Source organism: Clostridium beijerinckii (assembly GCF_018223745.1).
Taxonomy (GTDB): Bacteria; Bacillota; Clostridia; order Clostridiales; family Clostridiaceae; genus Clostridium; species Clostridium beijerinckii.
Window position 1 is genome coordinate 4371231 of record NZ_CP073653.1, and the last position, 13770, is coordinate 4385000.

12 protein-coding genes and 2 rRNA genes (1 of these 14 cut by a window edge) are annotated in these 13770 nt (G+C 31.2%); 4 read left to right on the plus strand and 10 right to left on the minus strand.

From position 1 onward, the window contains the following. Nucleotides 1–22: 22 nt before the first annotated feature. The 3 genes from KEC93_RS19845 to KEC93_RS19855 all read right to left on the minus strand — a co-directional run bounded on the left by KEC93_RS19845 (nucleotide 23) and on the right by KEC93_RS19855 (nucleotide 3054). Nucleotides 23–754, minus strand: a complete 732-nt coding sequence (locus KEC93_RS19845; protein ID WP_077855425.1) for a sulfite exporter TauE/SafE family protein — start codon at nucleotides 752–754, stop codon at nucleotides 23–25. A 160-nt stretch (nucleotides 755–914) separates the two neighbouring features. Next, nucleotides 915–2630, minus strand: a complete 1716-nt coding sequence (locus KEC93_RS19850) for a methyl-accepting chemotaxis protein (RefSeq protein ID WP_077869212.1) — start codon at nucleotides 2628–2630, stop codon at nucleotides 915–917. Continuing rightward, nucleotides 2608–3054, minus strand: a complete 447-nt coding sequence (locus KEC93_RS19855) for a chemotaxis protein CheW (RefSeq protein ID WP_077869211.1) — start codon at nucleotides 3052–3054, stop codon at nucleotides 2608–2610. The genes KEC93_RS19850 and KEC93_RS19855 overlap by 23 nt, the downstream gene beginning before the upstream one ends. A gap of 178 nt (nucleotides 3055–3232) precedes the next feature. Between KEC93_RS19855 and KEC93_RS19860 the strand changes: the two genes are divergently transcribed. Together KEC93_RS19860 and KEC93_RS19865 are read left to right on the plus strand one after the other, a co-directional pair. Beyond that, complete coding sequence (locus tag KEC93_RS19860) at nucleotides 3233–3544, plus strand: hypothetical protein (protein ID WP_077869210.1); 312 nt, start codon at nucleotides 3233–3235, stop codon at nucleotides 3542–3544. Between the two features lie 50 nt (nucleotides 3545–3594). Continuing rightward, nucleotides 3595–3912, plus strand: a complete 318-nt coding sequence (locus KEC93_RS19865; RefSeq protein WP_012060114.1) for a hypothetical protein — start codon at nucleotides 3595–3597, stop codon at nucleotides 3910–3912. A 274-nt stretch (nucleotides 3913–4186) separates the two neighbouring features. Here KEC93_RS19865 and KEC93_RS19870 read toward each other — a convergent pair whose 3' ends face one another. Together KEC93_RS19870 and KEC93_RS19875 are read right to left on the minus strand one after the other, a co-directional pair. After that, on the minus strand, nucleotides 4187–4579 hold the full coding sequence (locus tag KEC93_RS19870) for a hypothetical protein (RefSeq protein WP_039769590.1): 393 nt from the start codon (nucleotides 4577–4579) through the stop codon (nucleotides 4187–4189). A 287-nt stretch (nucleotides 4580–4866) separates the two neighbouring features. Next, nucleotides 4867–5664 carry a polysaccharide deacetylase family protein gene (locus tag KEC93_RS19875; RefSeq protein ID WP_077869209.1) on the minus strand — a complete coding sequence of 266 codons (798 nt, stop codon included), beginning with the start codon at nucleotides 5662–5664 and terminating at the stop codon, nucleotides 4867–4869. Between the two features lie 173 nt (nucleotides 5665–5837). Between KEC93_RS19875 and KEC93_RS19880 the strand changes: the two genes are divergently transcribed. Together KEC93_RS19880 and KEC93_RS19885 are read left to right on the plus strand one after the other, a co-directional pair. Further along, nucleotides 5838–6191 carry a type II toxin-antitoxin system RelB family anti-toxin gene (locus KEC93_RS19880; protein WP_017211864.1) on the plus strand — a complete coding sequence of 118 codons (354 nt, stop codon included), beginning with the start codon at nucleotides 5838–5840 and terminating at the stop codon, nucleotides 6189–6191. Then, nucleotides 6172–6831 carry an ImmA/IrrE family metallo-endopeptidase gene (locus tag KEC93_RS19885; protein WP_077869208.1) on the plus strand — a complete coding sequence of 220 codons (660 nt, stop codon included), beginning with the start codon at nucleotides 6172–6174 and terminating at the stop codon, nucleotides 6829–6831. Before KEC93_RS19880 ends, KEC93_RS19885 begins: the two co-directional genes overlap by 20 nt. 256 nt (nucleotides 6832–7087) lie before the next feature. On the opposite strand, the gene KEC93_RS19890 is transcribed toward KEC93_RS19885, so the two are convergent. The 5 genes from KEC93_RS19890 to KEC93_RS19910 all read right to left on the minus strand — a co-directional run. Continuing rightward, a complete protein-coding gene (locus KEC93_RS19890; RefSeq protein WP_077869207.1) occupies nucleotides 7088–9058 on the minus strand; it encodes a methyl-accepting chemotaxis protein in 1971 nt (656 codons plus the stop codon). Between the two features lie 264 nt (nucleotides 9059–9322). Beyond that, entirely contained in the window at nucleotides 9323–10846 is a 1524-nt protein-coding gene (locus tag KEC93_RS19895; RefSeq protein ID WP_077869206.1) for a S8 family peptidase, read from the minus strand. Between the two features lie 789 nt (nucleotides 10847–11635). Further along, nucleotides 11636–11878 (minus strand): hypothetical protein, encoded by a 243-nt coding sequence (locus KEC93_RS19900; RefSeq protein ID WP_039769576.1) that lies wholly within the window; start codon nucleotides 11876–11878, stop codon nucleotides 11636–11638. 326 nt (nucleotides 11879–12204) lie between these two features. Continuing rightward, nucleotides 12205–12321 (minus strand): 5S ribosomal RNA (gene rrf / locus KEC93_RS19905). A 275-nt stretch (nucleotides 12322–12596) separates the two neighbouring features. Next, nucleotides 12597–13770, minus strand: a 23S ribosomal RNA gene (locus KEC93_RS19910) (it continues 1737 nt past the right edge of the window).

Sequence of the window (13770 nt, forward strand, 5' to 3'; positions counted from 1 at the left end):
TTATTATTTGGGTTATGCATTATTAGCTAAAAAAGCTCTTTAAAAATAAAATCATTCCACTTGCTATAAGTAAAGCAATTACTGATTTTTTAACTGTTTCTTCTTCCATCTTTGAATCAACTTTAACTCCTATAATCATTCCAATAATAACTGCTGGAGAAAGACATAAAGCCATAATTAATGCTTCCTTAGTTAATATTCCTGTAAATAGGTATAAGAAAAATCTAAATATATTATCTACTAAAAAAATACAACAAATATTTCCGCGGAATTCATTTTTATTCTCTGTAGTTCTACTGACATATGCAACTAAAAGTGCTCCAATTCCATAAAGCCCAGCTAATATTCCTGAAATTACTCCTATTACTATGAGAAAAATAATGCTAGCTTTCTTATTTTGAATTTTACTAGGCTTTCTTGTTAACATTTCTACTGCAATTCCAACAATTACAACACCTAGTATACATTTTAATATCCGATCGCTTCCAGCCTTTAATAGTAATGTTCCAGGTACAATACCTGCCAGCAGCATGAGAGATAATGGAATGACAATTTTTAAAGAGATATTTTTTCTTTCTTTCCATGCCATATATGTATTTGTTGGAATTCCAAAGAGAAGATCTACTGGTGTTGTTAACCTATTTGATACTACAAAGGAAAATAACGAACCCATAACAAGTGTATTTCCAAAGCCAGTTATACCTTTCGTAAAATATGCAAATAAAGTAGAAATAAAAAGATATATGTTTTGCATTTTTTGCCCCCCATAAGCTTAAATTATATCTTTAACTTTTGTTATTATTATCAATTATAACACATTTGGTAAACATTCCTTTCATTGTTTATTAACTTCCATATACTTCAAAAAAATTTAAGGTGTAGAATCTTCATACCTACTACACCTCATCATTAGTTTAAGTTCTAAATTTAGCTATTAAATCTTGCAGCTCTATGGAAACATTCTTTAAATCTTTTGCAGATTGATTTATTTGTTCCATACTTGCAGACTGTTGTTCTATGGATGCCGATATTTCCTCCGTAGTAGAAGCTGACTCTTCTGCTATTGCAGACATATCGCTTATACTTCCTATAACATCATTTTTATTATTGTCTATACTATTTATACTAACTACTATCCTATCTATTTGCTTAACCACATTAGATGCTGAACTTTCTATAGTTTTAAATGCCTTTTCAGTATCATTTGATACCTCACCCATTTGAATTACCATATTTCCTACCGTTATCATTTCTGATTTAGTTTTATTTATTTCCTTCTTAACCTCTCTAACGATAGCATCTATTTCTTTTGTTGAATCCGCAGCTTCATATGCAAGTTTTCTAATTTCCTCAGCCACAATAGCAAATCCCTTTCCTTGTGTTCCCGCTCTTGCTGCTTCTATGGCTGCATTAAGAGACAATATATTAATTTGTGATGTAATGCCCTTAATTGCGTCAGTTATTTTCTCAATTGATTGAGATTTGTTATTTAAAACACTAACTTGATCAAGTATATTTTCCGCTACTTTATGGTTTGATTCTACAACACTTTTTAATTTATTTATATTCTCCATACCTTCCAAATTTGATTTTAACGCCAATTCTATATAATTCTTCACTGAATTAGTATTTTCTACCGAATCATGAATTTCTTTTGCTAAAACCTCTAATTTATCTACTCCAGTTTCAGTATTCCTTGCAAGATCAGTAGAACCTTGTGCCATTTCATCAATTGCCTTCGCTATAGCCTCTATTGACTGAGATGTTTCAGATATTATATTTGATAAAACGTCAGAATTTAATGCTACATTTACGGAGTTCTGTTTAATACTTTCCACAAGTTCTCTTAGTGTTCTTCTCATGTTTGCTACTGCAATACCCATATCGTAAAATTCGTCCTTATATCTTTTTATTATATTCAAACCAGCTTGGTTAAATACTAAATCTAAATTCGCAGTTTTATTAATAAATTTAACCAAAAAGTTTATTCTTTTTGTAATAATATTTATTATAGATATTGTTACTACAAGACTGATTATTATTATAATTATTACGTTCAGTGTGAGCATTAATCTTGAGTGATTATAAATTTGATCATTTTGTATATTGGCCAAATTCGCCTGTTCCTGGTTATATTGAACAAGTTTTTCAATTGCGCTATTTACATTCTCAAAATCCTGTCTAGATTCTCCATACATTAAATTAAATGCATCCTTATTTTGAGATTCTCTACTTAATTGAATAGTCTTCCTGCTAGTTTCAAAATACTTAGGATAATACTCTTTAATTTCTTTAAATATCTCAATATCATCGCTTGATATCATAGTTCCTTGATATTCTTTTAATTCATCTTCAAACTCTTCTCTCAAATCTTGAAGTTCTTTTTCTGTAGCGTTCATTAAGTCAGGATCATCTTCTAGTACATGTCTGTATTCTCTAAGTCTATATTCTGACATATTTTGATCCATAGTATGAGCCAATTCGCTCCTCTTATACCAAACTTCTGCAATTTCACTTGCTTTATCTTTTACATTTTTAATTGATATTATAGAATACACTCCTAAAAAAGACGTTAGCAAAATTATTACCCCAAATGAAGCAATAAGTTTATTTCTGATTGTAAATTTCATTTGAACACTTCCTCCAAAATAAATTTAAATCTAATATAACTATTAGATAATTATCTTGTTTGGCAATTCCAATTATATATTCATTTCCGTTACATACATCATAATTAATCTTTTTTATACTATCTTTCTGAATCCTTTTAACATCATCTACTTCATCAACCATGGCACCAAAAGCTCCTTCACTATCTTCAATAATTATTATTTTCTGTTCATCATTTCTTTTTTTATTTTTTATGCAGATCTTCTGACCCAAATTAATAATTGGTATAATTCTTCCTCTTAAATTCATGACTCCTAGTATATATTCTCTACTCAATGGTATTTTAGTAGGAGCCGCATAACCAATAATTTCATTAACTTGTTCTATTGGCACCGCATACCTCTCTTTTCCTATATGAAACACCACAAATTGCTCTTCAGTCATTAATTTCCCTCCCTGCTACATCTGCAGCATATTCTTCATAACATAATATGAAAATTGGAAATGCATTGTTACTGAGCAAAGAACTAAAATATTTAAAATTATGTTTTGTGAATATATTTTTTTATCTTCAAAAAATAAAATATATTTACGGTTCAATTTAGAAAGGTGGATTACTTTAATGAGAAAAATCAGCATTATATTTTTTATTTTCTTATTATTTAATATAACAATAACGGCTTCTGCCGATCAGCCTAGAATTCTTAGACTGGGTTTTTATACAACAAAAGATTTAAATTTATCCCCTGATGCTCTGCATACAATACAAAATACCTCTCCCACTGAATATGTTTCTGTAGTTCTTTTTGATTCAAATGAAATTGTTCAGGAATTTATAAGATTAGTCCCTAAATCAGAAAAATATGCTTTACCACCTATCCAAATTGGATATGAGATAATAATAATTGGAGATGGTGAAATTACTATTTCTTAGAGTATATAGATTAGTTTACTTTAGCAAAAAATATAAAGGTGGTCATATCTATGAAAAAATTTACTGTTTCAATATTATTTTTCTTATTTTTGTCATTAAATATTTCAACAATTCAGGCTCTGTCCATATCTAGAGTTTTAAAAAAGGGGTTCTACACATTAGAAGATTTAAAACTATCTCCTAATACAAGTTATACTATTCAAAATGATTCTTATAATGAGCGTGCTTACATACTTGTTTTTGATTCCGAACAAAATTTTATACAGTCTTTACGATTGAGACCTCAATCACAGAAATATAATTTACTTCCGCTTAAAGATGGATATAAAATAGTTGTAGTTGGAAATGGAGAAGTGACTATATCTTAAAAGAGAATAAATCTACAAGATTTATTTAGTATTTAATGATCGTACTTTTATAATTACTATAAATTCCAATTAAGATTTTGTACAATTTATAAGTTTAAGACTACAATCAGCAAAACGCGATTTACTTCTGCTTAAGAGCAGCTATATATAGTTTAGGCTAATAGCATTAAAACTCACCTTATATCAAAAAAGCCACTATATAAATAATGTCATTTAGTTAACTAAATGACATTTCCATACAAGATGACTTTCTCAATGATTTTTCAATTGAATTTTATTTACCTTCTTTTAAAATTGACGACATCACTAATGCTAAATCGTTCTTTTTTTCATTATCTCTAATAAAGTTTGCTACTTTATCATCTTTTGTTATTATTTCAATATATTCTTTTGCATCTTCATTTTTGACATTAAATGATTTTATATTTTCTCTTGATATTTTATCTGTATAAGCAATATCAGATAGCCCTCCCCAAACAGCATGAGTAATAGCCTGTATATATAAATTTTTAGGAGTAAGAATCAATTTAAAATCATTTACTACTCCACCTGCAACTCCCTGTGCTAGCAAATTAACCAACGTATTTGCTACTTTACTTGAAGCTTTAATATCTTTGTAAGAATTAATAGAACATAGTATTTCTTCATCATTCAATACACTTGCCATATTTCGCCCTCCAAATTATATATTTTAATTGAATAAATAATTATCTGCATCAAAATCCATTATCCAATTATATCATATAATAGTAATATATTCTTATTACTAAATTCTTAATTTTTAATAACTTACTTACATTTTCTATACTATTCAAATGTATAAGGCTCAAAAACTAGAATTATAAGTTTTCAAAAATGTTACTGGCGGAGGCTAAACAGCATCAATGAATTGAAAAATATAGGTGGTCAATCCAACTATATTTTTTATCTTACAAAAACTTTACTTAAAAATTTCTATTGCTTTTCTATTATAAATTCCGCATGATCTCCTATAGCATGAATCATTGGAATGCTAATTACTATTTTATTATCTTCCATATAACTATAGGCTCCTTTCTTTGGAATTTCAATCACGCCATCTTTCTCGTGAAAATCAGCATCTTTTAATATATTTAAAAGTTCATCATCACTAATGTTTTTTATAACAGACTTCTGTACTTCTATTAATTTATCATCCTCTGAAAGCATTTTAACATCATCTAACTTTTTTAATTTTTCTAGTACTCCCTGCACATTAGCATATTCTGAAAGACCAACTGTTAAACCGTTCTCTAAATCTATATTAACCGTATAAAAGATTGAAGTTGGATATGCTGTTCCTTTAATATTTACTAATCCATTAAAAGCTATTGATATATATTTATTATTTTTAGTTTTCACTTCATAATTTACTTCCATGTTTATATCATTAATATTTGTATTATTCTCAACATATATATTTACAATACTTAGGGCTGCATTTTTTAAATCTTTATTTATAGAGTCAAGCTTTACTGCATCAGCATAATTTTTTATTTGAGGGTAATTGATCTTCACATGATCTTTACTATAAACTTCATTAATTATTTCGTATTGTTTTGATTCATTACGTAAAGATACTTCCATATTAAAATAATTAATTTTATTAACAGCTAAAGCCTCTTTTTTTATTAGATTAATACACTTCAGATTATTAACATGAAAATTTCTCATTAATAAGAAACTGAGTATTGTTATGCCAGTTAATAAAATTGCCGATTTCTTCATTTTCATATTTTTCTCCTTTAATTATTTAATTTTAAGGTTAATTTTATTAATTATTTTGTCCTCATGTTATGAAAATAATGTGGTTTATAGATTAATAATAAAATTACTTTCATTTTTTTAATTTTTTTATTGAATTTATCGGTCACTATGATAAAATTATCTTAAGAGGTGAATTTATAATGTTAGGTGATAAAGTAAAACTACTTAGAAAAGAGAGAAAAATTACACAGCAAAAGTTAGCTGAAGCTATTGGTGTAAGTCAATCTACTATAGGAATGATAGAAGGAAATAGACAAGGTGCTAGCAATGATACATTAATTAAGTTGGCAAATACTTTAAATACTACTGTTGATTACTTATTGTCTGATAATATAGAAGAATTAGACTTTCCTGATAAGAGAATTAGTGACACTGGATTTGGCGATGATGATATAAGAAGAATTGAGAGAGCTCGAAGAAAAATGGATCCTAAAAACAAAGAAAAAATGATGAAAATTTTAAGGTCTGCTTTTGATGAGTACTTCGACGATTAGATATAAGCGTATAAAACAGATAGTTAATGATATTTATATAAAATTAAATATTAGTAAGTTTCCTATAAACGTATTTGAAATAATAGGTTCTTTCGATAATATAAAAATAGTTTCTTATCATCGATTCATGCTTGATCACAATTTAACCAAAGAAGAAACTTTTGAAATATTAACTTCTGACGAAGGATGTACTGATTATTTTAAACCTTCAAATAAGTATATAATTTATTATAATGATTTAGATTTTAAATCTGATGAAAGAATTAGATGGACTTTAACTCATGAATTAGGTCATATTTTATGTAGCCATTATTCATCTGATAATACCAAAATATTTGATGATTACCTGTCAGAATCTGAATATAAAATTATGGAGGCTGAAGCAAATTATTTTACTGGTCTTTTATTATCTAATCCAGTAATTCTTCATAAGTTGAATATTAGATCTTCTCATGACATAGAAACGTACTGTTCAATATCTTCTGAAGCAGCACGTTATAGATATAAATTTTATAAGAAATGGTGTAAAAATAATATTTTAACTAGTTCTGATAGATTCATCATCAGGAACTTCCAATCTTATTTAAATTCTCAAAGGCTTGAATATTTAGAATTTATTAGTTTTATTAATTCATTTTAGCTATATTATCTAAACTAAAATTTTTATTATATAAAGTATAATAGTTTCACTACTATTCCATGGTTTATAAGCAAAAAAGGACTATCGCACTATAAATTAATGATATGCTCCCTATATGGTAGACAGTTAAGATGAAAAAACTATCAATCATAAAAGGGAGCATATTAAATTTTAATCTATTAACGCAATAGACCTTTATTTATAAAAAACTTAGATGATTACAATTAAGTTTTATTTATACTACAGATAAATAGAATTAATTTGTCTTAAACTTATCTGTTAATTCTTTAAGCGTTGTAGCCATATCGCTAAAGCTTTGAACTGATGCTGTCATTTCTTCAATTGAAGCTACTTGTTCTTCTGTAGCCGCAGATATTCCTTGAGTTTCTCCTGCTACAGCCTCAGAAAGTTGTGTAATATCACTTATGTTAATAAATACTTCCTTTTCAGTTTTATTCATATTATCTATAGCATTACTTACTTCCTGCATATTAGATGCAACTTCTTGTATAGATTTAAATATTAATTGAAAATAGCTATTAGCTTCATTTACTACTTTAGTTCCATCATTAACTTCATTTATGCCTTTATTCATAACTACAGCTACATTTTCAGTTTCTTTTTGTATACCATTTATAAGAGCACTAACCTGCCCCGCAGCTTCTCCAGATTGTTCTGCTAATTTTCGAACCTCATCGGCAACAACTGCAAATCCTTTTCCTTGCTCTCCGGCACGTGCTGCTTCTATTGCTGCATTTAAAGCCAACAGATTTGTTTGTTCTGAGATGCCCTTTATTACTTCTGTAATTTTCCCTATTGCTTGTGAATGCTCTCCAAGCTTGTCTATAACTTTAGATGTATCGTTAACTGAACCTTGAATATTAACCATACTTGAGTTAACTTTATGGAGTGCCTCGCTTCCCTTCTCAGAATAGCTAGACGCAGTATGTACGGCTGAAGAAACATTATCTGATTTTTCATTTATATCTTTTATTGCGCTATCTAAAATATTCATATTAGAATTTATTTTATCTATCTTAGAGCTTACTAACATAGAACCTTCCGCAATTTCATTAACATTTTCTGCAGAATTTGTAGCAACTTTTGACTGCTGCTCGCAAACATCTGTCATCTCACTAGATGCTGATGAAACTCTCTCTGAATGTTCTTTAATATTATTTATTACCTCTCGTAAGTTAACAGCCATTTTTTCAAATGCTCTTCCTAAATTACCTATCTCATCGTTGGATTTTATGTTTATATTATTAACTGTTAAATCTCCATTTGAAATCTTATTTGCTGCATTTAAAAGTATATGCAATGGTTTAGTTGCATAACCAACTAGAACAAAAACTCCTCCACATGTAATAAACAATATAACTATTCCTATTAAACTAGTATTAATTAAAGAATGTATGCTTTTTTCAACAGTAATACTTTTAGGAATTTCAGCACAAATAACCCATCCTGTCTTTTTATCCTGAACATAGCTCACAAGCATACTTTTCCCATCTTTAACTACTTCTTCGGAACCACTCTCCCCTTTTACACCTTTCTTAATAAATTCGAAATCATTTAAATCTGTACGATCTTCTGGCTTGTCTAATGTCTTAGTAGGATGAGCTAGCAATTTGCCGTCTGAATCTACGATATAAACAGTTGCATTATCCTGCGAAAGCTCTTTAACAAAAGAATTTAGCACTGGAAGTTCAATATTTCCTTGTAAAATTCCCGTTACAATCCCGCCCTCTTTATCTCTAATAGGCGTTGCTAGAACTGTGATTAAACTTCCATTATCTTTACTTACAAGAACTTCAGATACAACCTCATCCTGTCCTTTAAGTGCTGATTTATAAAAATTACGATCTGATATATCAGATGATTTAGAGTCATCACTTCTCACAAACTGAACTCCATCCAATTTAGTAACAGCCGTAAATGATAAATCTGGATATACTTTTGAACTCTCAACTAAAATTGGTTTAGATTTTTCTGCATCATAGGAACTAATAATAGGATTTCTAGCCATGCTCTTTATCCCATACATATTTCTCTCAATTAAACCATTTATCTTTTCATCCACAATTTCTGCTCTTTTAAAATTATCAGCTAGTGCATTTTCTATCGCAATCTTTTGTGAAAAAAACAAATTAATGATTGTGAATATTATTAAAGGCACAGAACTCGCAAGAAGAAGTGTTAACGTCAACTTCCTTTTAATATTCATGTTTTTCCTCCTAAGTTATTATATATTTCTAAAATATTAGATTAGTACTTTAATTAATATTCGACAATATCAGTGAAATACCTCCTATAAAACAGACATTTTTTATTAATTATAGTAATTAGTCCAACAAATTCCAATGCATCTATCTTTTTTATTGTGAATTATTCCTTGCTTTAGTAATGTCCTCTAATCAAAAAATACATTACCTCCCACAAAATAGTGGTAGGTAATGTATTTCACTAAGTTCTACTATATAAACTATTTTTAATAAATTTGAAATGCAGTATTAGACGAACTTGTCATATAACTACTATATGTAGTCTCAGCCAGAACTTTATAAGTACCTTTTCCTGTAATTCTATATGTCAAAATACCAAAAAAAGCCTCTCCAGATCTATCTGTCATTCCTTTATATATTGTCACAACACCTTTGGGTGAAGTAATACTAAATTTAACGGCTGCTCCTTGAATTGCTTTGCCAGAAGTATCTGTAACCTTAGCTTTAATATATATTATATCACCTGCTAAGTAATAGGCTTTATTTGTAGACACAACCGTTCTTGTCCCTAATTTTGAAGGTTGCGTTGTCACAGGCTGACTTACAACTGGTTGAGTAGTAACAGACTGCGTATTAGTTGGTATTGTTGAAATTGGCTGTGTCACCGTTGATGTTTGTCCTCTAGGTGCTTGTATTAGCCCATAACCATACCAACTATCTTTTCCGCTTATTCCTAAATCAATAACATTTTCATTAAGTTTTGCACGTAATTGATTTGGAGAAAGCCCTGGATTAGCCTGCTTTAATAATGCTAAATCTCCTGTAACAAAAGGTGCTGACATCGAAGTACCGCTCATAGATACATATTTATTATTTAAATATGTACTAAGAACACTAACCCCTGGCGCCGCTACTTCAACATTATTTCCTGTAGAGGAAAACGAAGGTCTTTTATTATTAGAATCAATTGCCGCCACTGCTATAACCGAACTATATTTTGCTGGATAATCTACAGTATCCGTTGATCCATCTGATGTACCATCATTTCCTGCTGCCGCAACAACTAAAATGCCTTGATTATAAGCCTTGTCAACTTCTTGTTGCAATGCAGTTGATGGTACGGAACTACCAAGACTTAAGTTAATAATGTCCATTTTATTTGTAATACACCAATCTATTCCTGCGATTATATCAGAAAGGTATCCAGCCCCATCATTTCCTAATACTTTTATAGCATAAAGACTTGCCTCATTAGCAACTCCAACAATTCCATAACCATTATTTTTCGCTCCTATTATACCTGCAACGTGCGTTCCGTGCCCATTATCATCTAAATATGATGTTGTATAAGATGTGAAAGCTGCGCCACCTGCAACTGATAGATCCTCATGGTTAGCTATCCCAGTATCAACAATTCCGATTTTTACTCCTTTTCCAGTATAACTTGAAGACCATGCTGTCGGAGCTTGGATCTTATTCACTCCCCAGTCTACTGTTTGAGAATTTGTTTTAACTATTATATCTTGTTCTACGGCTAATACATTGGGATCATCTCTCAAATCCTTAATAGCTGTAGTAGGAACAGATGCTGATAGAACGTTTGCATTTTTGTATTCTCGTCTTACATTTCCTCTCACTTTTGAAACTACATTTTTATCAGCTTTATTTTTAAATACGACGATTACTCGTTCATTTGATGTTGAGACTGATGTTACTACCGCTGCATTAACATTTGCTGTAAATCCAAATGCTACTAATAAAAAAGTAACTGCTGAAATAATTTTTTTCATTTGTGTACCCCTCCTTAAATTTATCTTTCGTAAATGTACTTAATTAAGCTTATCACCACTCTTTTAGACCTTCTTCCCTCCTCCTATAAATCAAAGTAACTTTTTATCTGCACTTCTAAGGAACTGTACTGATAAACAGATTTGATTAATTTTATTATAATTCTATATAACCAAAAACTATTCAAACGAATAGTGACAGAATATTACTTTATCTTGCATTATTCAGTAACTGTCATACATATTCTATGAATTTAGTCCATATAATTTTGCATTCCATAATTTCCTATAGTGTTTGCTTCATCTTTTAACATAATTATATCATAGTGGCATATCCCCTACAATTCATAACATACAAGGATTTTATTCCTTATAAAGGGTTTACATGAATATTATTCATATAAATACATTACTATCAAAATAATTTCATGAACTTCAAAGTGGCTTGTTAATTTTTCATCAGAATACATTAAATCTCCTACGAATATTAAAACTATTTTCATTCCACTTTATGGATACTTTAACCTTTATAGCCACTTTCTAATATATAAAAATGAGAGTTAACTCGTTTTATTCTAAAATAAAAACAGATAGTTTAATTAAAACCACCTGCTTTTATTTTAAATTTCGGCAATACTAAGCCAATTATATTTAATTCAAAATATTTTATTACTAATTTTTACTCTCTGATATTATAGGAATCCAAATATCACTCTTATAGTCTTGTAAAAAGCTATCTCCTTCTGTATAAAATCGAATTCCAACATGTTAATATGAATTTTCAAAATACGTTTAATTTGTAATATTCATTTCTGTGAACGATTCTAAAACATAATTAGTATTGTCTATAGTTGTGACAATTAACTTGTCAGTTGAGTTTTTAACTTTAGCAACAGTACCTGTTAGTATAGATAAACAATCCTCCACTAAAATCGGAATATCATTCACTACTACCAACTCCATATTATCACACTTTTCCTTCATCCAATTATTTAAGATAGATTCCCCTTCAGATGAATTACAATCTGCCTCCATTAAATATTCTCCTCTCATATCCCTTTTAAATATATCATATTTTTTGAATCTTTATTTAGCTCTTATTATTTAATTATCGTATAACAATATTATTGTTTTAATATTATTATCAGAGTATTTTTGATAAATCCCAATAATAAAACTTTTACACCTAATTATTTGACACTATTTTAACATATTACCTCATATGTTACAAGAAAATTAAATTGATAATATATATTCTATATATGTAAATAAGTAACATAGAAAAACTTCCTCACTACCAATTTAATTAGTATATTTAATAAGACAAAAAAAGATAGCCATTACAGCTATCTTTTATACTTACCTCGCAACGTCCTACTCTGCCACACAGTCTCCCATGCAGTACCATCGGCGCTATAGACCTTAACTTTCCTGTTCGGAATGGGAAGGAGTGTTACCTCTATGCCATCATCACGAGATGCATGTTTTTCCCAAATCTTCGATTTGGTTGAAAAACAGCACACCAACGAACGTATGTGAGTTAGTGTTTCCTTAGAAAAAATAACCCAAGTCCATCGCTTATACTATTTTTTCAGCAATTATACTAAATAATTACTACTTAAAAGAACTTTGTTCTTTCAAAATTGCACATAAGTGAGAGTCCAAATTTCATATTTGGTTCCTCGAACTTACTCAGCGAACGCTAGTGAGTCGAGCTTTCTCTCTATTTAATGTATATTACAACTTGATTATATTGGTCAAGCCCTCGACCTATTAGTATCAGTCAGCTAAATACGTTGCCGCACTTACACCTCTGACCTATCAACCTTGTAGTCTTCAAGGGGTCTTACTAGCTTATGCTATGGGAAATCTCATCTTGAGGTGGGCTTCACACTTAGATGCTTTCAGCGTTTATCCCTTCCCGACTTAGCTACCCAGCTATGCTTCTGGCGAAACAACTGGTACACCATAGGTCAGTCCATCCCGGTCCTCTCGTACTAAGGACAGCTCCTCTCAAATTTCCTACGCCCGCGACGGATAGGGACCGAACTGTCTCACGACGTTCTGAACCCAGCTCGCGTGCCGCTTTAATGGGCGAACAGCCCAACCCTTGGGACCTACTTCAGCCCCAGGATGCGACGAGCCGACATCGAGGTGCCAAACCTCCCCGTCGATGTGAACTCTTGGGGGAGATCAGCCTGTTATCCCCGAGGTAGCTTTTATCCGTTGAGCGATGGCCCTCCCACGAGGTACCACCGGATCACTAAGCCCGACTTTCGTCCCTGCTCCACTTGTAGGTGTCGCAGTCAGGCTCCCTTCTGCCTTTACACTCTTCGAACGATTTCCGACCGTTCTGAGGGAACCTTTGGGCGCCTCCGTTACATTTTAGGAGGCGACCGCCCCAGTCAAACTGCCCACCTAACAATGTCCTGTCACCAGTTTCATGGCATCCAGTTAGAACTTCAATACTATCAGGGTGGTATCCCAACAACGACTCCACCAAGGCTGACGCCCTAGTTTCCCAGTCTCCCACCTATCCTGTACAGACAATACCGAAATTCAATGCTAAGCTACAGTAAAGCTCTACGGGGTCTTTCCGTCCAATCGCGGGTAGCGAGCATCTTCACTCGCACTACAACTTCGCCGGATTTGCAGTTGAGACAGTGCACAAGTCATTACGCCATTCGTGCGGGTCAGAACTTACCTGACAAGGAATTTCGCTACCTTAGGACCGTTATAGTTACGGCCGCCGTTTACTGGGGCTTAAGTTCACACCTTCGCGTTACCACTAAGTGTTCCCCTTAACCTTCCAGCACCGGGCAGGCGTCAGCCCCTATACATCAGCTTTCGCTTTAGCAGAGACCTGTGTTTTTGTTAAACAGTTGCTTGTGCCTATTCTCTGCGGCCTGATTTCTCAGGCACCCCTT

Excerpts from the sequence above, each read along its gene's own strand:
- KEC93_RS19845 (WP_077855425.1), bottom strand. The coding sequence starts at position 754 with ATGCAAAACATATATCTTTTTATTTCTACTTTATTTGCATATTTTACG.
- KEC93_RS19850 (WP_077869212.1), bottom strand. The coding sequence starts at position 2,630 with ATGAAATTTACAATCAGAAATAAACTTATTGCTTCATTTGGGGTAATA.
- KEC93_RS19855 (WP_077869211.1), bottom strand. The coding sequence starts at position 3,054 with ATGACTGAAGAGCAATTTGTGGTGTTTCATATAGGAAAAGAGAGGTAT.
- KEC93_RS19860 (WP_077869210.1), top strand. The coding sequence starts at position 3,233 with ATGAGAAAAATCAGCATTATATTTTTTATTTTCTTATTATTTAATATA.
- KEC93_RS19865 (WP_012060114.1), top strand. The coding sequence starts at position 3,595 with ATGAAAAAATTTACTGTTTCAATATTATTTTTCTTATTTTTGTCATTA.
- KEC93_RS19870 (WP_039769590.1), bottom strand. The coding sequence starts at position 4,579 with ATGGCAAGTGTATTGAATGATGAAGAAATACTATGTTCTATTAATTCT.
- KEC93_RS19875 (WP_077869209.1), bottom strand. The coding sequence starts at position 5,664 with ATGAAAATGAAGAAATCGGCAATTTTATTAACTGGCATAACAATACTC.
- KEC93_RS19880 (WP_017211864.1), top strand. The coding sequence starts at position 5,838 with ATGTTAGGTGATAAAGTAAAACTACTTAGAAAAGAGAGAAAAATTACA.
- KEC93_RS19885 (WP_077869208.1), top strand. The coding sequence starts at position 6,172 with ATGAGTACTTCGACGATTAGATATAAGCGTATAAAACAGATAGTTAAT.
- KEC93_RS19890 (WP_077869207.1), bottom strand. The coding sequence starts at position 9,058 with ATGAATATTAAAAGGAAGTTGACGTTAACACTTCTTCTTGCGAGTTCT.
- KEC93_RS19895 (WP_077869206.1), bottom strand. The coding sequence starts at position 10,846 with ATGAAAAAAATTATTTCAGCAGTTACTTTTTTATTAGTAGCATTTGGA.
- KEC93_RS19900 (WP_039769576.1), bottom strand. The coding sequence starts at position 11,878 with ATGGAGGCAGATTGTAATTCATCTGAAGGGGAATCTATCTTAAATAAT.